This window comes from Micromonospora sp. NPDC050187, from assembly GCF_044459745.1.
Taxonomy (GTDB): domain Bacteria; phylum Actinomycetota; class Actinomycetes; order Mycobacteriales; family Micromonosporaceae; genus Micromonospora.
The window spans coordinates 240,514-261,741 of record NZ_JBITJH010000003.1 but is presented as its reverse complement, the minus strand read 5'-3'; the positions used below and the strand labels follow the sequence as shown (position 1 = coordinate 261,741).

The following is a 21,228-nucleotide window of genomic DNA, read 5'->3' as shown; positions in this document are numbered from 1 at the left end:
CCATGCCTGCTCGCGGGTAACGGTGCGGCGGGGCCGGGCGACTCCTTCCGCTAAAACCGGACGCGACCGCCCCGTGGAGGGGCGGCTCCTTCCCCGGGAACCGGACGCGACCGCCCCACCGGGTCGCGCAGTCGACGCACGCGCGGGTCGCGACCAATCCGCTTGCCCGGCCGGGGTGGGCCCGGCCACCGTGGACGGATGAACACCACCACGAACCGCCGGATCGGCTGGGCCGACCTGCCGACCGGGGTGCGGACGGAGGTCGAGCGGATCATCGGGGGCGAGGTCGTGGCGGCGGTGTCCCAGCCGGGCGGCTTCTCCCCCGGCACCGCCGACCGGGTGCGCACCGCCGACGGACGGCGCGCCTTCGTCAAGGCGGTCAGCTCCGCCCAGAACGACCGCAGCCCTCACCTGCACCGGCAGGAGGCCCGCAACGCCGCCGCCCTGCCCGCGCACGCACCGGTGCCCCGACTGCTCGGCTGTCACGACGACGGCGACTGGGTGGCGCTGGTCTACGCCGACGTCGAGGGCCGCCACCCGGTCACCCCGTGGCACGCCGACGAGCTGGCCGCCGTCCTGGACACCCTGGCGGCGCTGGCCGCCGTGCTCACCCCCGCGCCGGCCGGTCACGCGCCCACCGCCGCCGAGAGCCTGGGGTACGACTTCGCCGGCTGGCACCGGATCGTCGCCGATCCGCCGGACGACCTCGACCCCTGGGCACGGCGGCACCTGGCCGCGCTGCGTGCCGCCGCCGACCGTGGCCTTGCCGCGCTGGCCGGCGACACGCTCTGCCACGTCGACGTACGGGCGGACAACCTGCTCGTCGACGCGGCCGGCCGGGTGACGGTGGTCGACTGGCCGTGGGCCTGCCGGGGGCCGGCCTGGCTGGACAGCGTGATCCTGCTGGTCAACGTCGCGCTGTACGGCGGGCACGACCCCGAGGCGCTGCTGCGCTCCCGGCCGCTGACCGCCGACGTCGACCCGGACTCGGTGACCGGGGTGCTCGCCGGGTGGGCCGGCTTCTTCCTGGACGCGGCCCGGCTGCCCGCACCGCCCGGCATCCCCACCGTACGGGCGTTCCAGCGGGCCCAGGGCGACGCGCTCCTGCCCTGGCTGGCCCACCGCCTGCGCTGACCTCCGCCCGTCGACGCGCGGAGACGGGCCAGCGGCGGGACGTCGGGCGGCCAGCGGCGGCGTCGGGCGGGGCGGATCAGCCGGGTGGGCGTACCGGGTGGGTGAGGAAGGGCAGCACGGCCGCCGGCAGGGCGGGTGAGCCGACGATGTCGTGGTGGGTGTGGCCGGGCAGGACGGCCAGCCGGGACATGGGCCGGTCGGCGCCGTCCGGACCGGCGTCGTGGTGGCCGCCGCCGAGCAGGCCGAAGAACTCCACCATGTGGGCGGTACGCACCGCGTCGGCGTCGGCGAAGACCAGCAGGGTCGGCACGGTCAGGGCGGCCACCTCGGCGGACCAGTCGTAGTCACGCCGCAGCAGGGCGCCCAGCTTGGTCCAGAGCACCGGCCAGTCCTGCGGTCTCGGGGCGACCCGCGTGTGGTGCGCGTACGCCGCCGAGGCCCGGCTCTCGGCGGCGGTCCCCTCCCCCATGCCCGCCATGCCGGCGAGCACCTCGGGGTACCACCCGTCGCGGCGGCACGGGGCGGAGACGCAGACCAGCCGGCGGACCAGGCCGGGATGTTGGATCGCGGTGCGCAGCGCGACCGCGCCGCCGAGGGAGTACCCCAGGACGTCCGCTTCGCCCAGTCCGATCTGGTCGAGCAGGGCGGCCACGTCGTCGGCCAGCGTCTCGTGGCGCAGCGGACGGTCCACGTCCGGCGTCCGACCGTGCCCCTGGAGATCGACGGTGACCACCCGGCGGTGGGCGGTGAACGCCGGCAGGGCCGACGCGAACATCTCCCCGGTGCCGATCCCCCCGTGCAGCAGCACCAGCGGAGGGCCCGACCCGTGGCTCTCGTGCCACAGGCGCACCCCGTTGACGTCGGCGTAGCTCACGGTCCCCTCCGGCCCACGGATCGTCGGACCCTCGGTAGTTCCCCCCGCCCGGCCGGACAGTCCGGCCGGGCGCGGTAAACCGGTGGCCCGGATCCCACCGGTCCTGGCGCATGTCGACGCCGGTGAGCCTGCCCGAGCGGTTACGCCGTGAGGAGTACCTGCTCCGCGTGGTCCGCCTGGTCGACACGCCGTGCGCGGTCAACCGCCGCGCCGGTGCGCGGTCCGGGTCCACTCGGCGCGGAGCATCGCGTAGACGTACTCGTCCCGCCATTCCTCCTTGCCGAACGCGCACTCCCGGAAGTGCGCCTCCCGGCGCATGCCCAGTCGCTCCGCCAGTCGGGCCGACGTGGTGTTCCGGGCGGAACAGCGGGCGACGATCCGGTGCAGGCCGAACTCCTCGAAGCCGTACCGGAGCAGGGCGGTGGCGGCCTCCGTCGCGTAGCCGTGGCCCTGGTGGCGCGGGTCGAGGACGTACCCCAGCTCGCCCCGCCGGTGCTCACGGCTGCGCCACACCAGCTCCACGTGACCCACCACCCGACCGGTGTCCCGGCGGACGACCGCCAGGGCCAGGCAGTCGCCTTCGGCGCGGAGCCCGTCCTCGCGGACCATCTGCTCCAGTGATCGGCGGGACTGCTCGCGGTCCCGGGCGGACCAGGACATGAACCGGGCCACCTCCGGCTGGCGCTGGTAGGCCCAGACGTCGTCGAGGTCGTCCAGGGTGAAGGTACGCAGGACCAGACGCGCGGTGGAGAACGGGCCGACCATCCGCCGAGCGTATGCGCCGGTGCCGGGCCCGGTCATGCCCTGGGAAACCCTTCCCATACACCGTCGCGGATCTGTAATGCGACACTTCCCGGGTTCGACGAACCGTAAGCCGGGAAGGAAATCCATGAGGCGGAAACTTGTCAGCCTGTTCGCCGCTCTGGCGATCACCGTTGGTGGTGGGACGCTGGCCACGGCGACCCCCGCACACGCCACTGGCACGTTCGGTCTGCTCTGCAACCTCAGCTCGAACGGATGGCTGTTCGCCTCGTACGACAGCTACGGCGGGGTCGGCTACCTGCGTACGCTGCACGCCGGTCGCGGGTTCCGCTACCACCTGTCGAGCATCCGGGACGTCCACGGCCGCATCTGGATCTTCGGCCACGGCGCCGAGGCGGACACCACGGACGGGTGGATCCTCGAGAGCCACGTGCACTGCCCTGGCTGAGCTGCCGTAGCGGCTAAAGTCCCAGTTTGGCGAGGGGCGGGGCTGCCTCAACACATGACGGCCGCCGGAGCACCGGCAGCGGGCCGCCGGACCACCGGCGGCCCGTTCCGTGTCCAGCCGAGGAACAGGCGCGGCTGACGGGCGCCGGGCCGGCCAACGGATGTTTCCGCAACCGACACGCATCGTCCGTCGACGCTTCGCACCCTCACTGAGACATCGGTCACTTTGAATGCAAAAATATACCTACAGACCAGGACGCATCACCACAGAAACTCCCGCCCGCAGGGGGAAATCGGCGCTCGACCACCCAGCAGGGATTGATAACGTCCCCACTCACGGTGACCTTCCGCGCACTCTGCGCGAAAGGCGCCGTGTCACGGGAGGAGTGTGTCAATGCGGAGATGGATCGCTGCCCTTGCGGTCGCGGCGGCAGGGGCGGTAACCCTGGCGGGAAGCCCGGCACAGGCCACGATCACCGACACGGAGTCGGCAACCCTGGCGGAGGGTGCGGCACCGACTACGATCGCCGACAAGCGCAACGACTTCGACAGCGACGGTATCGGCGACGTGATCGGCGTCAACTACGACACGCTCTACATCTGGAAGGGCGACGGCAGCGGCGACATCCAGAGCGGCGTCACGTTGGGCACGGGATGGCTGCCGTACCGGGACAGCCTGGCCACCCCGGGTGACCTCAACAGCGACGGCGACGGGGACCTGGTCGGCATCAACTACGACAACGGGTGCCTGTACCGGTGGTACGGCAACGGTAGCGGCGGAATCGGCAGCGGCGTGCAGCTCGGCTGCGGCTGGAGCCCCTTCTCCTTCAGCCTCGCCGGCGCCGGCGACCTCAACAACGACGGGGACGGGGACCTCGTCGGCATCAGTGACAGCAACGGGTGCCTGTACCGCTGGAGCGGCAACGGCAACGGCGGCTTCGCCGCTGCCGTGCAACTCGGCTGCAGCGGATGGGACGGCTACCGCGGGAACCTGACCGGCGCGGGCGACCTGAATGGCGACGGGGACGCCGACCTCGTCGGAGTGAACTCGAGCAACGGCTGCCTGTACCGGTTCAACGGCAACGGTAGCGGCGGAATCAGCAGCGGCGTGCAGCTCGGCTGCGGGTGGACCGCCTACGAAGGCAGCCTGTCCGGCCTGGGCGACTTCAACGGAGACGGCCGGGGCGACCTCGTGGCCATCCAGTACTACGCAGGCGGAAACGGAAACCTCTACCGGTGGCACGGTAACGGCACCGGTGGTTACAACTCGCCGGCGGCGATCGGCAGCAGCTTCGGGAACATCGCCCTGGCGCAGTAGTCGTCGAGGGGACACGCGGATGCGCAGGTAGCTCCACCAGGAGTCACCTCCCTCGGGCACGAGGCGCCAGCCAGCCAGAGCGACTGGCATCCCACGTTCGGCGGCGACGTTCGCGACGTCCGCCGGTAGGAACCAGAGCGGGCCGCCGGCCGTCCGGCGGCCCGCTCGTCTCTTCCTGGCGGACGGCCTCTTCGTGCTGCCGCTCGCCCCCAGCCTGTCGGCCCAGGCGGTAGCGCGACCACGGCCCCGGTGGCGTCCTGATCTCGTCGTCACGCCGTGCCTGATCCTGTCAGGCGCGGCGGTGCTGGTGGCGGTGTCGTCTGCACGCCGGGGTCAGGGCATCAGGCCAAGCTGCGCCAGGACGCCCGCCTGGTCGGGGTGGAAGCTGAGCTCCACGAACCGGCCGGCCTTCATCCGAGCAAAGTACGCTCCCCGCCCGACAACCGCCTTGCCGGTCGGCGGCACCTGCCTCGCACCCACCGTCAGGGGACCGGTGTTCGTGCCGGTGAACTCCACCTCGGCGGCGACCGTGTCGTCAGCCTCGTCCACGAGGCGGCTGGTACGGCGAATCCGCATGTCCGGAAAGGCGGTCAGCCACGCCCGGGCGTAGTCACGCACGCCGTCCCTGGTGGTGATCGGCGCGCTGATCGTGGTGTCGCGGAGCACGAAGGCATCGGCGAGCAGGTCGACGAAGGCATCGACCTGGTGAGTGTCCCACGTCGAGAAGCGGGCGTCGTCCGACCTCATGAGGAGGGTCTGTGCCCGGGCTGCCCGACTTGCCATGTCAGAGGCGTTGGGCATAATCGGTCCGCCCGCAAGGCACCCGATCGAGAGGAAGCGCATTGAAGCGCAATGTTGTACGCGTGCTGGCGGTCATGGCCGTCGTCGCCGCCGGGTCGGCCGTGGTGTCCACGCCGGCCGTCGCCAGCGACAGCCCTGGTGACATCTGCGTGACCAACCAGGCCACCTGGCTGCGCGACCAGCCCTGGGGCAACGTCCTCCGCACCCTGAGCCCCGGGCGAGGCTTCCGCGTCCACTCGATCTACGGCGGCAGTGACATCGGCACCTGGTACTACGGCCACGGGGCCGAGGCGCCGGGGCAGGACGGCTGGATCCCGGCCGCCAACTGCAACTGGTAGATAGGAACCTCTCACCTTCTGGCCGCTGGTCAGCTGCCGCAGAAGAGGCACCCTCTCTCGAGGGTGCCTCTTCTGCGTTATGTCGATGATGGGCGATACCGGGATCGAATCAATGAACTGTTCGGTGTGAACCGTCGGCGAGGCGGTCGGATCGGGTGTCGTCCGAGGTCATCCGGCCTGCTGAGGGTCGTCCGGGTCGGGTGTGGTCGGCTCGGTTGCGGTACTCCGCTGCTGTACTTCCTCGGCGGTGCGCAGGACGTTACGGGCGGCGGTCGCCACCGAACACCCTGCGGTCCGGCAGATCGGACAGCGGCTATCGGGTCCGGGTCGATGGTCGCGGAGGATCGCTCGGACGGTGAGGATCAATCGGTTGCGGATCTGTGCCAGGGACAGGAACGGCGCGGTCACCGCTCAGCCCACCCCGAGAGTGACGGCGAGGTGGGTGAGCGTCGTCGGGGCGGCGGGGTCACGGGCGATCTCGGCGAGTACATCCCGGCCGGCTGGTCGGTGGCGGATCTCGGCCGGTGCGATCCGGTCGGCCTCGATCAGCACCCGGCCGGCGTTGACCGGGTCATCGACATGCAGGTACGAGCGGGCGACGTCGATCAGGTACGCGGCATTGACGTGATGCGTCAGGCGTTCGGCAAGCTCCGGCGGGCGGTTGTCGTGACGCCGGTTGCTGTCACCGTTGCTGTCGACGGCCGGAACCTGATCTTCAGAGGCGCTTCCGCGCTGGTGGTGGTTGGTGGGTGCGACAGGTTCTGGGGACCGAGACGACGATCGAGACGAGGCAGGGCACCGGCCGTCCGGTGCCCTGCTGGTGTGCTGGTCAGGATGTGGGCGCGGCAGGTTTCGAACCTGCGACCCCTCGCTTGTAAGGCGAGTGCTCTCCCACTGAGCTACGCGCCCGGACGCCCGGTACGGCAGGCCGGTGGCTGGCAGCTTACCTGCCGACCACCGGCCGGTCGAACCGTGTGCCGGGTGGATCTCAGGCGGCGGCGGTCTCCGCCAGCGCCTTGCGCCAACCCTGCTGGTCGCGGGCCTCGCCGGGCATGTTCATCTCGGCGAAGCGCACCACACCGGCCTTGTCGATCACGAAGGTGCCCCGGTTGGCGATGCCGGCGACCTCGTTGAAGACGCCGTACGCCTGGGCGACCGCCCCGTGCGGCCAGAAGTCGGCCAGCAGCGGGAACTGGTACCCCTCCTTCTCGGCCCAGATCTTGTGCGCGTAGACCGAGTCGACGCTCACAGTGAGGACCTGCACGTCGTCGTTGACGTACTCGTTGAGGTTGTCCCGCACCTCGCAGAGTTCGCCCTGACAGATGCCGGTGAAGGCGAGCGGGTAGAAGACCAGCAGCACGGTGCGCTTGCCACGGAAGTCCGAGAGGCGGACCTCCTGGTTGTTCTGGTCCTTCAGCACGAAGTCCGGCGCCTCGGCGCCAACCTCGATCGGCATACAAGCTCCTTGGTTAGTCACGGGTGGGACCAGCCTGCCACACCCGGTGGCGGGGGTGGCGACGCTACTTCTTGCTCTTGGACCCACGCCGCGGGACGAGACGGGCACCGCTCCAGTCCCGGCCGGCGTTGATGGTCGACGTCTGCTGGAGACCGGCGGTCTGCGCGGACTCGGCGACCTCACTCGGCTCGACGTGCCCCTGTCGCCCGGCCTTGGGCGTCAGCAGCCACACGACGCCGTTGTCGGCCAGCGGGCCGAGGGCGTCGACGAGAAGCTCGAAGAGGTCACCGTCGCCGTCCCGGTACCAGACCAGCACCGCGTCGACCACCTCGTCGGTGTCCTCGTCGACCAGCTCTCCACAGCGGTCGGTAAGGGCGTCCCGGAGATCGTGGTCGACGTCCTCGTCGTACCCCATCTCCATGACGACCATCCCCGGCTCGATCCCGAACCGGTCCGCCAGGCTGCGTACCCCGTCGGCGGCCTGACCAGCGGTCGCGCTCACTGTCGCGTGCCTCCTCATCTCGTCGCTGCTCCCGGCATCTCCTCCGACACCGTTAGGCAAAGTCCACACACTCGAGCCCTCCGGCGCAAGTGGCGCACCGGGTGGAACGGAATTTACCGCGCCAGCAGCGTACGGGCACCCTGGGTAATGGCTTCCTCCGACACCAGAACCTGCCGCGCGGCCGGGCCTAACGGCACAAATGAGTCGACTGCGGCAACTCTCCGGGCAGCCCCGACATACCCGGCATCGACCAGCGCCGCGATCACCCCCTCGCCGACCCCTCCCGAGCGCCTCGTCTCGTCCACCACCAGCACCCGACCGGTCGCCGAGGCCTCCCGGATGATGTCCGGCACCGGCAACGGCGAGAGCCAGCGCAGGTCCACCACCCGGGTGCCGACCCCCTCGGCGGCGAGATGCGCCGCCGCGCGCAGCGACATCCGCACCCCGTTACCGAACGTGATGATGGTGATGTCCTCGGCCGATCCGACGCCGTACACCCGGGCCCGACCGATCGGCACGTGCGCGCCCACCCAGCCGCCCGGTCCCTGGTACGGGTCGAGCCACTCGCCGTCGCCGTCGACGTAGAGGTCCCGGGTGTGGTAGAGCGCGATCGGCTCCAGGAAGACACAGACGCTGCCGTCCACCGCCGCGCTCGCCAGGCAGGAGCGCAGCATCGGCGCGGCGTCGCCGGCCCGCGCCGGGACCGCGACCACCAGGCCGGGCACGTCCCGGAGTACGGCCACCGAGTTGTCGTTGTGGAAGTGCCCGCCGAACCCCTCCTGGTACGCCAGCCCCGCCACCCGCACCACCATCGGGTTGCGGAACGCCCCCCGGGAGAAGAACTGCATCGTCGCGGCCTCGCCGCGCAGCTGGTCCTCGGCGTTGTGCAGGTACGCGAGGTACTGGATCTCGGGCACCGGCAGCATCCCGGCCATTCCCGCGCCGAGGCCGAGCCCGAGCACCGAGGTCTCGTCGAGGAGCGTGTCGAAGACCCGGGAGACGCCGAAGCGCTCGCGCAGCCCCTTGGTCACGCCGTACACCCCGCCCTTGGCGGCGACGTCCTCGCCGAAGACGGCCATCTCGGGATGGTCGAGCATGCCGTCGGCGAGCGCGGCGTTGACGCTCTGCGCGAGGGTGAACGGCCCGGCCAGCTCGGGGAGCTTCCCGTCGAACGCGGCGGCCCGGGCGGTCGCCCCGGGGCCGCTGGCGCGGGCGGCGGCGTCGGCGACCACGCGGGCCACCCGGAGCGGTCGGCGGGGTGCGAGCGGGGCGACGACCTCGGCCGCCGAGGTGAGCTTCGGCTCGCCGATGACCTCCTCGGCCGTCTTGCGGACCTCCCAGCCGATCTCGTCGTAGCGGGCGAGCAGTTCGGCGGGGTCGGCGAGACCGGCGTCGACGAGCAGCCGCGCGGTGGCCAGCAGCGGATCCCGGTCCAGGTCGGCGGCGATCTCGTCGGTGCCCCGGTACGCGGTCTCGACGTCCGCTCCGGCGTGCCCCATCAGCCGGACGGTGCTCAGGTGCAGCACGGCCGGACGCCGGTGCCGACGAACCCAGGCCGCGGCCTCGGCCGCCCCCTCGTACGCCTCGAACAGATCGCACCCGTCCGCGCCGAAGTAGCGGATTCCCGGCCGGGATCGCAGCGTCGCCTCCACCCAGCCCTCCGGGGAGCGGACGCTGATGCCGAGTCCGTTGTCCTCGCAGACGAACAGCACGGGCACCCGCAGTCCGGCGTGGTCGCACCAGCCGGCGGTGTTCAGCGCGGCGGTGGCGCTGGCGTGGTTGATCGAGGCGTCCCCGAACGAGCAGACCACCAGCGCGTCCGACGGCCACGACGGCCGGTTCAGGCCCGCGCCGCCGGTCCGGCCCCCGAGCCGCCGGCCGATGCCGTCGAGCCGGCGCAGCCGTTCCAGCGCCAGCCCCATGCCGACCGCGCGGGGCAGGTGGGAGGCGATGGTCGAGGTGGTCGGGACGATCGCCAGGTCGGCCCGACCGAACACCTTGTGCCGGCCGCCGGCGATGGGCTCCTCGGCGGAGGCGACCATGCCGCGCAGCACGTCCCGCATCGCACCGGCGTGCGGGCCGGGCGTCGCGCCGTCGGCGTCGTCCCCGCCCGGGGCGTCCGCATCGGGATCCCCGGACGGAACCTGGGCGGCGCGGACGCAGTAGAACGCACCGGAGCGGTAGTGCAGCAGCGCCGGGTCGGTGGGGCGCAGCGCGGCGGCCACCGCCGCGTTGCCCTCGTGCCCGGCGGAGCCGATCGTGTAGTAGCCCTCCCCGAAGCTGCGCAGCCAGCGCGCCGCCAGGTCGAGCTGCCGGCTGGTGACCTGCGCGTCGAAGAGTTCCAGCGCTCGCGTCCCGGTCAGCGTGGCGCCGTCCCGGACGGGTTGGTCCGGGTCCCGTCGCTGCGCCGCACCGGCCAGCGCGGCCAGGCTCTCCCGGAACCGGTCGTCGAGATCTTGCGGGGTGGTCACGTCGCACAGCATTACCGACAACGGCCAACCCTGCCCACTCAGACACGGACCGGCGGGGATCGCCGCCCGGCCGGCGGCCCCGTCGACCCCGTGGTTCCTGCCCTGGTCCGCGCGTTCCGGCCGGGTCAGTCGTGGCCGCAGTCCGGTGGAGAGCAGTTGCCGGAGACTTTCCAGACGAGGTGGCGCAGCGCGGCCAGTTCGTCGTTGCCGAGGGCGTCGAGCAGTCGGGAGTCCGACAGCACCTGGTGCACGCGGGCGCGCACCTTCCGGCCCGCCTCGGTCACCACCAGGGTCTTGAGCCGCCGGTCGGCGGGATCGACCCGGCGCTCGACCAGTCCGGCCCGCTCCAGCTTGTCGACCAGGGCGGTCACGTTGGAACGGTCGCAGCGGAGCTGCTCGGCGAGGTCCCGGGCGGGCACGGGGTGGTCGGGGTCGAGTTCGTGCAACGCACGGGCGACCGCCGGGGTGAGGCCCAGTTCCGCGATGTCGACGTCCTGGTAGTGACGGATCGCGGAGGCGAGGTGCATGATCCGGCGCACCGTTTCCCCGGCGAGCCCCGCGCTGTCGGCCACCCCAGGAGTGGCGGAGGTCACGGTGCCCTGAGTCATGTCTTACATCCTACGGGTTGATCATCCATCGGCATCGTTCTCGCCGATGGCATGCTCACCGGAGCGCCGGCGGGCCCTTCCGCAGCCCCTCCGCCCCTGGTCGGGGCGGGGGCCGGAGCCCCCGCCACCGGTCCGGGTGCGGGTCAGTCGCGCCAGCCGGCGAGGTCGACCCCCTTGGCCAGCTCCACCCGGAAGCCCAGCGCAACCTCGCCGGTCCCGCCGGGTGCGAGCCGCAGCCGCCAGGTCAGCTCACCCAGCTCCGTACGCTCGTCCGGAGTCGGGTCGAGCCGCGTCTCCCGGACCACCACGCCCTCGTCCCGGGAGACCGGCAGTTGGTCCCGTACGGTCACCGTCGCCACGCGCGGGGTGTGGTTGGCGACGGTGATGACGTACTCCACGTCCCGCCGCCGCGTCGAGCCCAGCGTGGCACGGGTGTCACTGCGCCGGGTCAGTTTCCGCTCCACCCGCACCCGGTCGTCCAGTCCGAGCGCCAACTCGGTCTCCTCCCCCGGTGCCCAGGCCCGCAACCGGGTGCTGCCGACGAAGTCGGCGCCGTGGAAGATGGCCGCCGGGCCGGGCAGGAGGGTGTGCGTGGAGGTGTTGCGCACGGTGGCACGCAGGTGGGCCACCGGCTCGCGGACCGGCGCGGTCACGTGGTCCAGGGTCGCCGGCAGGTCCAGCACCGCGACCGTCGCCCGGTGCGCCGTGCCGTCGGCCGGTACCGCGACCGGCCGGGCCGGCCGGTACGTCGCGGCGGCGATCCCCTGCTCCACCTCGGCGACGCTCTGTCGTACCGGAGCGGACCGGGACGCACCGGCACGGGCGGATTCCGCCGCACCGAACGTCCCGACCGGAGGGGCCGACCTCGGGACCGCACCGCCGGACGGCGCCGACATGGGCATCGGCGGGGGCAGCGGCCGGACGCGGTCCAGGTACCAGGGCGACAGCTCGGGCACGGTCGCCGTCACCGACGGGCGGGCGGTGGAGAGTTCGAGCCGGCACTCCGGCCAGTCCTCGCCGGTCTCCTGACTGACCAGGCCGAACCAGGTCAACGTGACGACCTCGTCGACCAGCCGCAGGTCGTACGAGGGCTGCCAGCGGGCGCCGTCCACCACGTACGTCAGCTCCAGTTCCAGGTCGACGACGGAGGCGGCGGGAGCGGGGACGGCGGTGGCGGCGGACCCGGCGGTGGCGGCGGACCCGGCGGTGGCGGCGGACCCGGCGGTGGCGGCGGACCCGTCGGTGGCGGCGGACCCGTCGGTGGTGGCGGACCCGTCGGTGGTGGCCTCGTCGGTGACCAGGACGGTCACCTCGGCGAACAGGCGGTCCGGCGCCCGCTTGGCGCGCACGTCCTTGAGCTGCCGGTCGACGGCCGCGAGCGACTCCGACACGTCGGTCCGCCGCCGGGCCAGCTCCCGCTGCCGTTCGTACCCGGCGGCGAGTTGCCCGGCGACCGAGTCGGCGAAGGCGGCGACGTCCCCCGGGGCCGCGTCGCCGCTGGCCAACGCCCGGGCGTACGTCCCGCCGGCGCGCTGGGACAGCAGGGTGAGGAATTCCGCCCGCTGGGCCTCGACGGCGTCCGCGCCGTCCAGCGCGGCCAGTTCGTCGGTGAGCGCCCGGCGGCGCTGCTCCAGGTCGCTGGCCTGCTCGTCGGTGCTGCGCGCCTGGTGTCGGGTCACCAGGTCGACACCGAGCACGGTGGCCGGTCCCCGGCCGCCGACGCGCAGCGAGTCCCGGCGCAGGTTGAGCGGGAGCGGCCCGATCCGCAGTCGGTGTTCGCCGGTGCCCAGGGGGACGCTGCCGCGCCGGGTGACCCGGGCCCGGTCGGCGTAGACGGTCACCGCGACGATGGGTGCGTCGACGTTCTCTGCCTTCATCGCCGCGAGGGTAGTCCTGTCCCGCACCACCGCCCGGTCGGGTGAGGGGATCAGGCGGGGAGGAAGGAGAAGCGGACCTTCCGGGTGGGGTTGTCGCCGTTGGTGTCGACCAGGCAGATCGACTGCCAGGTGCCGAGGGCCAGCCGGCCGGCGAGCACCGGCACGGTCGCGTACGGCGGGACGAACGCCGGGAGCACGTGGTCCCGGCCGTGGCCGGGCGCCCCGTGCCGGTGCCGCCACCGGTCGTCGGTGGGCAACAGCTCGTCGAGCGCGGTCAGCAGGTCGTCGTCGGATCCCGAGCCGGTCTCGATGATCGCCAGTCCGGCGGTCGCGTGCGGCACGAAGACGTGCAGCAGGCCGTCGCCCTGACCGGAGACGAACCGCTCGGCCTCGGCGGTGATGTCCCGGACGGTGGGCCGGGAACCGGTCTGGACGGTGATCACCTCACTGCGCATACGCCGCATTCTGCCGCAGCCGGCGCGGTGGGGCAGGTCCGTGGCGTCAGTAGCCGCCGCCGCTGTCGCCGCCGCCCGAGAAGCCACCGCTGTCGGAGCCGGACCAGCCACCCGCCGGCCGGCGGTTGCCGCGCTGACCACGGCCCGGTGTTGCCGCGCGGTGAACGGGTAGCGAACCGGCGCGTCCACCCGGGGCGTGAAAGCGCACTTGGCGGACCTGCTGGGGCGCCGGTCGCAACCCGGTCGAAAGTTACTGGTCGGTACCTGTGTTGAGCGTCGCGTCTGGGGGAGGCAGACGTGACGAGGGGTGCCACCAGAGGGCAGGATGGCGCTAGAGACCTATCCCACACACAACCGAGGGAACGCCTGTGGCCACGGAACGCAAGCGCCCGGTGATCACCGCCGGTCTGCCGAGCCAGCTTCCGGACATCGACCCTGAAGAAACCAGCGAATGGGTCGAGTCGCTCGACGGGGTCATCGACGAGCGCGGAACCAAGCGCGCGCGCTACGTCATGCTGCGCCTGCTGGAGCGGGCCCGGGAGCGTCAGGTGGGGGTGCCGTCGCTGACCACCACCGACTACATCAACACCATTCCGCCGGAGCGCGAGCCGTGGTTCCCGGGTGACGAGCACATCGAGCGGCGGATCCGGGCGTACATCCGGTGGAACGCGGCGATGCTGGTGCACCGGGCGCAGCGTCCCGAGATCGGCGTGGGCGGTCACATCTCCACCTTCGCCAGCTCCGCCTCCCTCTACGAGGTCGGCTTCAACCACTTCTTCCGGGGCAAGGACCACCCGGGTGGCGGCGACCACATCTTCTACCAGGGGCACGCCTCCCCCGGTATGTACGCGCGCGCGTACCTGGAGGGCCGGCTGAGCGACGACCAGCTCGACGGCTTCCGGCAGGAGCTGTCCCACCCGGGTGGTGGCCTGCCGTCGTACCCGCACCCGCGGCTGATGCCGGACTTCTGGGAGTTCCCGACGGTCTCCATGGGCCTCGGCCCGCTGAACGCGATCTACCAGGCTCGGTTCAACCGCTACCTGCACCACCGGGGCATCAAGGACACCAGCCAGCAGCACGTCTGGGCGTTCCTCGGCGACGGCGAGATGGACGAGGTCGAGTCGCTCGGCGCGATCGGCGTGGCCGCCCGCGAGGAGCTGGACAACCTCACCTTCGTGATCAACTGCAACCTCCAGCGGCTGGACGGCCCGGTCCGGGGCAACGGCAAGGTGATGCAGGAGCTGGAGGCGTTCTTCCGGGGCGCCGGCTGGAACGTGATCAAGGTCGTCTGGGGCCGGGAGTGGGACCCGCTGCTCGCGGCGGACACCGACGGCGCGCTGGTCAACCTGATGAACACCACCCCCGACGGCGACTACCAGACCTACAAGGCGGAGTCCGGGGCGTACGTACGGGAGCACTTCTTCGGCCGCGACCAGCGGACCCGCAAGATGGTCGAGCAGCTCAGCGACGACGAGATCTGGAACCTCAAGCGCGGCGGGCACGACTACCGCAAGCTCTACGCGGCGTACAAGGCGGCGATGGAGCACACCGGGCAGCCGACGGTGATCCTGGCCAAGACCATCAAGGGCTGGACGCTGGGCTCGCACTTCGAGGGCCGGAACGCCACCCACCAGATGAAGAAGCTGACGCTGGAGGACCTGAAGACCTTCCGCGACCGGCTCTACCTGGACATCCCGGACAAGGCGCTGGAGGAGAACCCCTACCTCCCGCCGTACTACCACCCGGGCGAGTCCTCCGAGGAGATGGCGTACCTCCGCGAGCGGCGGCAGCAGCTCGGCGGCTACCTGCCGTCCCGGCGGACCGAGCAGAAGCCCCTGGTCATCCCCGGCAGCGAGCGGTTCTCCGACGTCAAGCGCGGGTCCGGCAAGCAGAAGGTGGCCACCACGATGGCCTTCGTCCGGCTGCTCAAGGACATCATGAAGGACAAGGAGTTCGGCAAGCGCTGGGTGCCGATCATCCCGGACGAGGCGCGCACCTTCGGGATGGACTCGCTCTTCCCGACGCAGAAGATCTACTCGCCGCACGGCCAGAAGTACACCTCGGTCGACCGGGAGCTGTTCCTGTCGTACAAGGAGTCCACCACCGGGCAGATCCTGCACGAGGGGATCAACGAGGCCGGTTCGGTGGCCTCGTTCACCGCGGCCGGTTCCGCGTACGCCACGCACGGCGAGCCGATGATCCCGCTGTACATCTTCTACTCGATGTTCGGCTTCCAGCGCACCGGCGACGGGTTCTGGGCGGCGGCCGACCAGATGGCCCGGGGCTTCGTGCTCGGCGCCACCGCCGGCCGGACCACGCTCAACGGTGAGGGCCTCCAGCACGAGGACGGCCACTCGCACCTGATCGCCGCCACCAACCCGGCGGTGGTCGCATACGACCCGGCGTTCGCGTTCGAGATCGCGCACATCGTCGAGAACGGCCTGCACCGGATGTACGGCGAGGCGCAGGAGAACGTCTTCTACTACCTGACCATCTACAACGAGCCGATCCTCCAGCCGGCCGAACCGGCCGAGGTGGACGTCGAGGGGCTGCTCAAGGGGATTTACCGCTACTCCCCCGCCCCGTCGGTGAACTCCCACGGGGACGCCCCCCGGGCCAACATCCTGGCCTCGGGCACCGGCATGCAGTGGGCGCTGAAGGCCCAGCAGCTGCTCGCCCAGGACTGGGGTGTGGCCGCCGACGTCTGGTCGGTGACCTCCTGGACCGAGCTGCGCCGCGACGCGGTGGAGTGCGAGGAGCACAACCTGCTCAACCCGGGCGGGGAGCAGCGGGTGCCGTACATCCAGCAGAAGCTGGCCGACGCCGACGGGCCGAAGGTCGCGGTCAGCGACTGGATGCGCGCGGTACCGGACCTGATCTCCCGCTGGGTACCGGGTGACTACACCTCGCTGGGCACCGACGGGTTCGGCATGTCGGACACCCGGCACGCGCTGCGCCGGCACTTCCACGTCGACGCCGAGTCGGTGGCCGTCGCGACGCTGCGGCAGCTCGCGCTGCGCGGTGTGGTGCCGGCGGAGGTGCCGGCCGAGGCGGCCCGCAAGTACGCGATCGGAGACGTCAACGCCGCTCCGGTCGGCGAGACCGGCGGCGACTCCTGATCTGACGACACGACGAGGGCTCGGCGCGGGACGACCGCGCCGGGCCCTCGTCGTGTCCGGACCGTGGCCGGTCCTCGTCTTATCCGAAACCGTGGCGGTGGCCCGGGAGTTCCTGGCGGGGACTCCCGGGCCACCGCCGTCGCGGGCGTCGCCGGACCCGGCCCGGCTCAGCCGACGGCGGCCAGGTCGGTCAGCCGGGCGAGCGAGTCCTCCAGGTCGGCGCCGACCCGACGCAGGCCGAGCCGGAGCAGGGCCGCCTTGACCGGACCCGCCGGCCAGCGCACGACGATGAGGCGGACGACCGTGCCGCCCTCCTCCTCCTCGTCGGCGGTGAGCTGGACGTAGATCTCGGTACGCGCCTCCGCCCGGGCACCGGCGCCCTTGGCCCGTTCCCGCCAACCGATGAGGTTGGGTTCCTGAAAGGCGATCACCTCCGCCTCATGCGCCGCGCCGCGCCCGGCCTGGACCAGTTGCCGGCGACCATAGCCCTCTCCCGAGAGCACCTCGGCCGCTCGTACGCCGGCCAACCAGGCCGGCAACTGCTCGGCCCGCTGCACCACGTCCCAGACCGCTTCCACCGGCGCCGCCACGTGCGCACTGCGTTCCACGAGGATCATCTCTGTCTTTCCCCCACTGAGGACATCCCACGATATTCCGCACTCTATGCGTCAAAACGGACAGATGCGGACGGGTTCGGAAAAGACACGCCGCAATCCCTTGACGAACGCCCGGTGACCCATGGCGCAATCCCGGCTCGGGATCTAGAGTCCCGAATACGTTTCACCTTTCGTGGAGGGGTGCATGACGACGCCGACGCCCGCGTTTCCCGCCGGATTCCGCTGGGGAGTGTCCGCCTCGGCCTACCAGGTCGAGGGCGCCGCCGACACCGACGGTCGCGGCCCGTCGATCTGGGACACCTTCGCCCACCAACCAGGACGGATCGCCGACGGCAGCACCGGGGACGTCGCCTGCGACCACTACCACCGGTACGCCGAGGACGTCGCGCTGATGGCCGGGCTCGGCATCTCCGCGTACCGGTTCTCGGTCGCCTGGCCCCGGGTCCAGCCGACGGGATCCGGCCCGGCCTCGCCGCGCGGCCTGGACTTCTACGACCGTCTGACCGACGCGCTGCTGGCCCGGGACATCGAGCCGGTCGCCACCCTCTACCACTGGGACCTGCCGCAGCCCCTCGAGGACACGGGCGGCTGGCTGCACCGGGACACCGCCCACCGGTTCGCCGAGTACGCCGACCTGGTCGCCGCCCGCCTCGGTGACCGGGTGCGGCTCTGGATCACGCTCAACGAACCGTTCGTGCACATGAGCTTCGGCTACGGTCTGGGCGCCCACGCCCCCGGCCGGCAGCTCCTCTTCGACGCCGTCCCGGTCGCCCACCACCAACTTCTCGGGCACGGACTCGCCGTCGCCGCCCTGCGCGCCCGGACGACCAGCCCGGTCGCCCTGACCAACAACTACTCACCGGTGCGGGTCCTCGGCGACACCGACGCCGACCGGGCCGCCGGGGCGGCGTACGACGCGCTGCACAACCGGCTGTTCACCGACCCGGTGCTCGGTCTCGGCTACCCGTCCGACCTCGAACCCGGGCCGGGGGTCGTCCGCGACGGGGACCTGGCGACCATCGCCGCGCCGATCGACGTACTCGGCGTCAACTACTACAACCCCACCGGCGTCCGCGCCCCGGAGCACGGCTCGCCACTGCCGTTCGAACAGGCCGAGCTGGACGGGTACCCGCGCACCGCCTTCGACTGGCCGGTGGTCCCGGAAGGGTTGCGCGAGCTGCTGGTCGGCCTGCGCGACCGGTACGGCGACGCGCTGCCCCCGATCGAGATCACCGAGAGCGGCTGCGCCTACGACGACGAACCCGACGCCGACGGGCGGGTGCACGACCCGGACCGGATCGCCTACCTGGACGGCCACCTGCGCGCGGTGCGGACGGCCATCGCCGAGGGAGTGGACGTGCGCGGCTACTTCGTCTGGTCCCTGCTGGACAACTGGGAGTGGGCGGAGGGCTTCACCAAGCGGTTCGGCCTGGTGCACGTCGACGTCGACACGCGGGCGCGCACGCCCAAGTCGTCGTACGCCTGGTACCGCGACCTGATCGCCCGCAGCCGGAAGGGCGCGGCGTGAGCCCCCGGGCCCGGCGCTGGGAGACGCGCTCCCCGGCTCGGCGGCGCGGCAGGAATGCCCGGGCTCGGCGGTGGTGAGCGGCGGACCACGGTGAGCACCGTCGACCCGACCCCCGGCTCGCTGCCGGCCGCGCTCGCCGAACCCACCCGGCCGGTACGGCGCGGCTGGATCGCCCTGCTCGTCGCCGCCAACCTCGGCGTCTGGATGGCCTTCTTCACCCCGATCCAGGTGCTGCTGCCGCAGCAGGTCGAACGGATCGCCCCGGACGGCAAGGAGACCATGCTCGCCGTGGTCACCGGGGTCGGGGCGCTCGCCGCGGTGCTCGCCAACCCGCTGGCCGGCGCGCTGTCGGACCGTACCGTCGCCCGGTTCGGTCGCCGGCACCTCGGCCGCCGGCACCTCTGGACAGCTGGCGGCGCGCTGCTCGGGGCCCTCGCCCTGGTCCTGCTGGCCCGGCAGCAGACCATCCTCGGCGTGACGGTGGGCTGGGTCGCCGCCCAGGTCTGCTTCAACGCGATGCTGGCCAGCCTGACCGCCGCCGTACCGGACCGGGTGCCGGTCGCCCAGCGGGGCGCGGTCTCCGGCTGGGTCGGGATCCCGCAGGCGCTCGGACTGGTGCTCGGGGTGCTGCTGGTGACCGCGCTGGTCACCGGCAACGCCGCCGGCTACCTGGCGATCGCGGCGGTCGTGCTGCTGCTCGCCCTCCCCTTCGCCCTGTTCACTCCGGACGACCCACTGCCCCACGCGCACCGCCCCGCGCTGCGACCACGGGCGCTGCTGGCCGCCGTCGACCCGCGTCGGCACCCCGACTTCGGCTGGGCCTGGATCACCCGGTTCCTGGTCCAGCTCGGCAACGCGCTGGGCACCCTCTACCTGCTGTACTTCCTCACCGACGAGGTGCGCCACCCCGACCCGGACGGCGCGCTGCTGGCGCTGATCCTGCTCTACACCGCCGGGTTGACCCTCACCACCGTGGTCGCCGGTTGGCTGTCGGACCGCTCCGGGCGACGGAAGGTCTTCGTGATCGCCGCCGGGGTGGTGATGGGCGTCGCGGCGCTGCTGCTCGCCGCCGCGCCGGTCTGGTCGGTCGCCGTCGTCGCCGCGCCGCTGCTCGGCGCGGGCTACGGCGTCTACCTGTCGGTGGACGCCGCACTGATCACGCAGGTGCTGCCGGCCGCCGCCGACCGGGCGCGGGACCTCGGCGTGATCAACATCGCCAACTCGGCCCCGCAGGTGCTCGGTCCGGCGATCTCCGCGCCGATCGTGGTGCACCTCGGCGGCTATCCGGCGCTGTATGCGGCTACCGCCCTGGTGACCCTGCTCGGCAGCGCCCTGGTCCTGAAGATCCGCACCGTCCGCTGACCGGCCCCACCCGAACCCCCCACCGCCGTATCTCCCCGCCCGGTTGCGGTCTGGGTGGTAGCAGGGGTCCCCTGCACGACAAAAAGCGGTAGCAAGGGGCCCCTCCTACCACCAACACGCAGCAGCCGTACGCTGGAAGGCGTGACGGTACGTGTGCGTTTTGCCCCTTCCCCGACAGGTATGTTCCACGTCGGCGGTGCCCGGTCGGCCCTGCAGAACTGGATCTACGCGAAGCAGCAGGGCGGGGTGTTCGTGCTCCGCGTCGAGGACACCGACGCGGCCCGCAACAAGCCGGAGTGGACCGAGGGCATCCTGTCGGCGCTGGAGTGGATCGGCATCGCCCGCGGCTCCTACGAGGGGCCGTACTTCCAGTCGCAGAACGCCGGTGAGCACCGGGCCGCCGCCGGGCGGCTGTACGAGTCGGGCCGGGCGTACTACTGCGACTGCACCCGGGAGGCGGTGCAGGCCCGCAGCGGTTCGCAGTACGCCGGTTACGACGGCTTCTGCCGGGACCGGGGGCTCGAATCCGGCGAGGGGCGCGCGCTGCGCTTCCGCACGCCCGACGAGGGGACGACGAGGGTGGTCGACCTGATCCGGGGTGAGCCGACCTTCGAGAACAAGCTGATCGAGGACTTCGTCATCGCCCGGGGCGACGGCTCGCCGGTGTTCCTGCTGGCCAACGTGGTCGACGACATGACCATGGGGATCACCCACGTCATCCGCGCCGAGGAGCACCTGCCGAACACCCCCAAGCAGCAGCTCCTCTGGGACGCGCTCGGCGCCGCACCGCCGGTCTGGGCGCACGTACCGGTGGTGGTGAACGAGAAGCGGCAGAAGCTCTCCAAGCGCCGCGACAAGGTCGCTCTGGAGGCGTACCGGGACGAGGGCTACCTCGCCGACGCGATGCGCAACTATCTGATGCTGCTCGGCTGGGCACCCTCGGGCGACCGGGAGATCGTCCCGTGGTCGGTGATCGAGGAGGAGTTCCGGCTGGAGGAGGTGAACCCCTCCCCCGCCTTCTTCGACGAGAAGAAGCTGCGCGCGTTCAACGGCGAGTACATCCGGGCGCTGCCGGTCGACGAGTTCGTCGTCGCCTGCCAGCCATGGCTGACCGGCACGGCGACGATTCCGCCGCCGCCGTGGCAGCCGGCGGAGTTCGACGCGGATGCCTTCGCGGCGGTCGCCCCGCTGGCCCAGACCCGGATCGCGGTGCTCAGCGAGATCGTGCCGAACGTGGACTTCCTCTTCCTCGCCTCCCCGCTGGTCGACGAGGCGGCCTGGGCGAAGGCGATGAAGGAGGGCGCGGGCGAGCTGTTGGACGCCGCGGTCGCCGCCTTCGAGGCGCTGGAGACCTGGGACGCGGAGACCCTCAAGTCGACCCTGGAGGCGGTCGGCGCGGAGCGCGGGCTCAAACTCGGCAAGACCCAGGCTCCGGTCCGGGTCGCGGTCACCGGGCGCAGCGTCGGGCTGCCGCTGTTCGAGTCGATGGAGGTGCTCGGCCGCGAGCGCACCCTGACCCGGTTGCGCGCCGCCCGGGTCCGGCTGCCCTGACCGTACGG

General features: G+C 72.0%; 19 protein-coding genes and 1 tRNA gene. 8 read left to right on the top strand and 12 right to left on the bottom strand.

Annotated elements, in window-relative coordinates; genetic code table 11:
- The first annotated feature begins 198 nt into the window (after positions 1–198).
- Positions 199–1,134 (top strand): phosphotransferase family protein, encoded by a 936-nt coding sequence (locus tag ACIBJE_RS06980; protein ID WP_396744114.1) that lies wholly within the window; start codon positions 199–201, stop codon positions 1,132–1,134.
- Positions 1,135–1,210: 76 nt separating this feature from the next.
- Here ACIBJE_RS06980 and ACIBJE_RS06975 read toward each other — a convergent pair whose 3' ends face one another.
- Both ACIBJE_RS06975 and ACIBJE_RS06970 read right to left on the bottom strand, forming a co-directional pair.
- Entirely contained in the window at positions 1,211–2,008 is a 798-nt protein-coding gene (locus ACIBJE_RS06975; RefSeq protein WP_396744111.1) for an alpha/beta fold hydrolase, read from the bottom strand.
- A gap of 198 nt (positions 2,009–2,206) precedes the next feature.
- Positions 2,207–2,773 (bottom strand): GNAT family N-acetyltransferase, encoded by a 567-nt coding sequence (locus ACIBJE_RS06970; protein WP_396744108.1) that lies wholly within the window; start codon positions 2,771–2,773, stop codon positions 2,207–2,209.
- A 124-nt stretch (positions 2,774–2,897) separates the two neighbouring features.
- Here ACIBJE_RS06970 and ACIBJE_RS06965 point away from each other — a divergent pair, with 124 nt between their 5' ends.
- Both ACIBJE_RS06965 and ACIBJE_RS06960 read left to right on the top strand, forming a co-directional pair.
- Complete coding sequence (locus ACIBJE_RS06965; RefSeq protein ID WP_396744105.1) at positions 2,898–3,218, top strand: hypothetical protein; 321 nt, start codon at positions 2,898–2,900, stop codon at positions 3,216–3,218.
- Between the two features lie 393 nt (positions 3,219–3,611).
- A complete protein-coding gene (locus ACIBJE_RS06960; RefSeq protein ID WP_396744102.1) occupies positions 3,612–4,535 on the top strand; it encodes an FG-GAP repeat domain-containing protein in 924 nt (307 codons plus the stop codon).
- A gap of 333 nt (positions 4,536–4,868) precedes the next feature.
- Here the strand turns inward: ACIBJE_RS06960 and ACIBJE_RS06955 are convergent, their stop codons facing one another.
- Entirely contained in the window at positions 4,869–5,378 is a 510-nt protein-coding gene (locus ACIBJE_RS06955) for an ester cyclase (RefSeq protein WP_396744099.1), read from the bottom strand.
- Here ACIBJE_RS06955 and ACIBJE_RS06950 point away from each other — a divergent pair.
- Positions 5,378–5,674, top strand: coding sequence for a hypothetical protein (locus tag ACIBJE_RS06950; protein ID WP_396744096.1), 297 nt, complete (start codon positions 5,378–5,380; stop codon positions 5,672–5,674). The two genes, ACIBJE_RS06955 and ACIBJE_RS06950, sit on opposite strands and share 1 nt — an antisense overlap.
- Before the next feature lie 411 nt (positions 5,675–6,085).
- Here ACIBJE_RS06950 and ACIBJE_RS06945 read toward each other — a convergent pair whose 3' ends face one another.
- The 8 genes from ACIBJE_RS06945 to ACIBJE_RS06910 all read right to left on the bottom strand — a co-directional run bounded on the left by ACIBJE_RS06945 (position 6,086) and on the right by ACIBJE_RS06910 (position 13,043).
- Positions 6,086–6,226, bottom strand: coding sequence for a hypothetical protein (locus tag ACIBJE_RS06945; RefSeq protein ID WP_396744093.1), 141 nt, complete (start codon positions 6,224–6,226; stop codon positions 6,086–6,088).
- A gap of 285 nt (positions 6,227–6,511) precedes the next feature.
- Positions 6,512–6,583 (bottom strand) — tRNA-Val (locus tag ACIBJE_RS06940).
- 79 nt (positions 6,584–6,662) lie between these two features.
- Positions 6,663–7,130, bottom strand: a complete 468-nt coding sequence (locus ACIBJE_RS06935) for a peroxiredoxin (RefSeq protein ID WP_377661317.1) — start codon at positions 7,128–7,130, stop codon at positions 6,663–6,665.
- A gap of 64 nt (positions 7,131–7,194) precedes the next feature.
- Positions 7,195–7,632 (bottom strand): DUF3052 domain-containing protein, encoded by a 438-nt coding sequence (locus ACIBJE_RS06930; RefSeq protein ID WP_396744089.1) that lies wholly within the window; start codon positions 7,630–7,632, stop codon positions 7,195–7,197.
- A gap of 113 nt (positions 7,633–7,745) precedes the next feature.
- Positions 7,746–10,115, bottom strand: coding sequence for a transketolase C-terminal domain-containing protein (locus tag ACIBJE_RS06925; RefSeq protein WP_396744548.1), 2,370 nt, complete (start codon positions 10,113–10,115; stop codon positions 7,746–7,748).
- A 113-nt stretch (positions 10,116–10,228) separates the two neighbouring features.
- A complete protein-coding gene (locus tag ACIBJE_RS06920; protein ID WP_396744087.1) occupies positions 10,229–10,711 on the bottom strand; it encodes a MarR family winged helix-turn-helix transcriptional regulator in 483 nt (160 codons plus the stop codon).
- Between the two features lie 143 nt (positions 10,712–10,854).
- The gene (locus ACIBJE_RS06915) at positions 10,855–12,588 is read right to left on the bottom strand and encodes a DUF4139 domain-containing protein (protein ID WP_396744084.1); all 1,734 of its coding nucleotides are present in this window, start codon (positions 12,586–12,588) and stop codon (positions 10,855–10,857) included.
- A 50-nt stretch (positions 12,589–12,638) separates the two neighbouring features.
- On the bottom strand, positions 12,639–13,043 hold the full coding sequence (locus ACIBJE_RS06910) for a secondary thiamine-phosphate synthase enzyme YjbQ (protein WP_396744081.1): 405 nt from the start codon (positions 13,041–13,043) through the stop codon (positions 12,639–12,641).
- A 368-nt stretch (positions 13,044–13,411) separates the two neighbouring features.
- Here ACIBJE_RS06910 and aceE point away from each other — a divergent pair, with 368 nt between their 5' ends.
- Entirely contained in the window at positions 13,412–16,162 is a 2,751-nt protein-coding gene (gene aceE / locus ACIBJE_RS06905) for a pyruvate dehydrogenase (acetyl-transferring), homodimeric type (RefSeq protein ID WP_396744078.1), read from the top strand.
- A gap of 167 nt (positions 16,163–16,329) precedes the next feature.
- On the opposite strand, the gene ACIBJE_RS06900 is transcribed toward aceE, so the two are convergent.
- Positions 16,330–16,779 (bottom strand): SRPBCC domain-containing protein, encoded by a 450-nt coding sequence (locus ACIBJE_RS06900; protein ID WP_091638590.1) that lies wholly within the window; start codon positions 16,777–16,779, stop codon positions 16,330–16,332.
- Between the two features lie 184 nt (positions 16,780–16,963).
- Between ACIBJE_RS06900 and ACIBJE_RS06895 the strand changes: the two genes are divergently transcribed.
- From ACIBJE_RS06895 to gltX, 3 genes are all read left to right on the top strand, one after another.
- Positions 16,964–18,307: a GH1 family beta-glucosidase gene (locus ACIBJE_RS06895; protein ID WP_396744075.1), complete on the top strand. Its 1,344-nt coding sequence runs from the start codon at positions 16,964–16,966 to the stop codon at positions 18,305–18,307.
- A 90-nt stretch (positions 18,308–18,397) separates the two neighbouring features.
- The gene (locus ACIBJE_RS06890; protein WP_396744071.1) at positions 18,398–19,669 is read left to right on the top strand and encodes an MFS transporter; all 1,272 of its coding nucleotides are present in this window, start codon (positions 18,398–18,400) and stop codon (positions 19,667–19,669) included.
- Positions 19,670–19,822: 153 nt separating this feature from the next.
- Positions 19,823–21,220: a glutamate--tRNA ligase gene (gene gltX / locus ACIBJE_RS06885; RefSeq protein WP_396744545.1), complete on the top strand. Its 1,398-nt coding sequence runs from the start codon at positions 19,823–19,825 to the stop codon at positions 21,218–21,220.
- Positions 21,221–21,228: the final 8 nt, after the last annotated feature.

What these genes read in the sequence shown, in the direction of transcription:
- ACIBJE_RS06900 (WP_091638590.1), bottom strand. Translation starts at nt 16,779, where the DNA reads ATGATCCTCGTGGAACGCAGTGCGCACGTGGCGGCGCCGGTGGAAGCG.
- ACIBJE_RS06970 (WP_396744108.1), bottom strand. Translation starts at nt 2,773, where the DNA reads ATGGTCGGCCCGTTCTCCACCGCGCGTCTGGTCCTGCGTACCTTCACC.
- ACIBJE_RS06925 (WP_396744548.1), bottom strand. Translation starts at nt 10,115, where the DNA reads ATGCTGTGCGACGTGACCACCCCGCAAGATCTCGACGACCGGTTCCGG.
- ACIBJE_RS06935 (WP_377661317.1), bottom strand. Translation starts at nt 7,130, where the DNA reads ATGCCGATCGAGGTTGGCGCCGAGGCGCCGGACTTCGTGCTGAAGGAC.
- ACIBJE_RS06915 (WP_396744084.1), bottom strand. Translation starts at nt 12,588, where the DNA reads ATGAAGGCAGAGAACGTCGACGCACCCATCGTCGCGGTGACCGTCTAC.
- ACIBJE_RS06965 (WP_396744105.1), top strand. Translation starts at nt 2,898, where the DNA reads ATGAGGCGGAAACTTGTCAGCCTGTTCGCCGCTCTGGCGATCACCGTT.
- ACIBJE_RS06955 (WP_396744099.1), bottom strand. Translation starts at nt 5,378, where the DNA reads ATGCGCTTCCTCTCGATCGGGTGCCTTGCGGGCGGACCGATTATGCCC.
- ACIBJE_RS06920 (WP_396744087.1), bottom strand. Translation starts at nt 10,711, where the DNA reads ATGACTCAGGGCACCGTGACCTCCGCCACTCCTGGGGTGGCCGACAGC.
- ACIBJE_RS06980 (WP_396744114.1), top strand. Translation starts at nt 199, where the DNA reads ATGAACACCACCACGAACCGCCGGATCGGCTGGGCCGACCTGCCGACC.
- ACIBJE_RS06910 (WP_396744081.1), bottom strand. Translation starts at nt 13,043, where the DNA reads ATGCGCAGTGAGGTGATCACCGTCCAGACCGGTTCCCGGCCCACCGTC.
- ACIBJE_RS06960 (WP_396744102.1), top strand. Translation starts at nt 3,612, where the DNA reads ATGCGGAGATGGATCGCTGCCCTTGCGGTCGCGGCGGCAGGGGCGGTA.
- ACIBJE_RS06895 (WP_396744075.1), top strand. Translation starts at nt 16,964, where the DNA reads ATGACGACGCCGACGCCCGCGTTTCCCGCCGGATTCCGCTGGGGAGTG.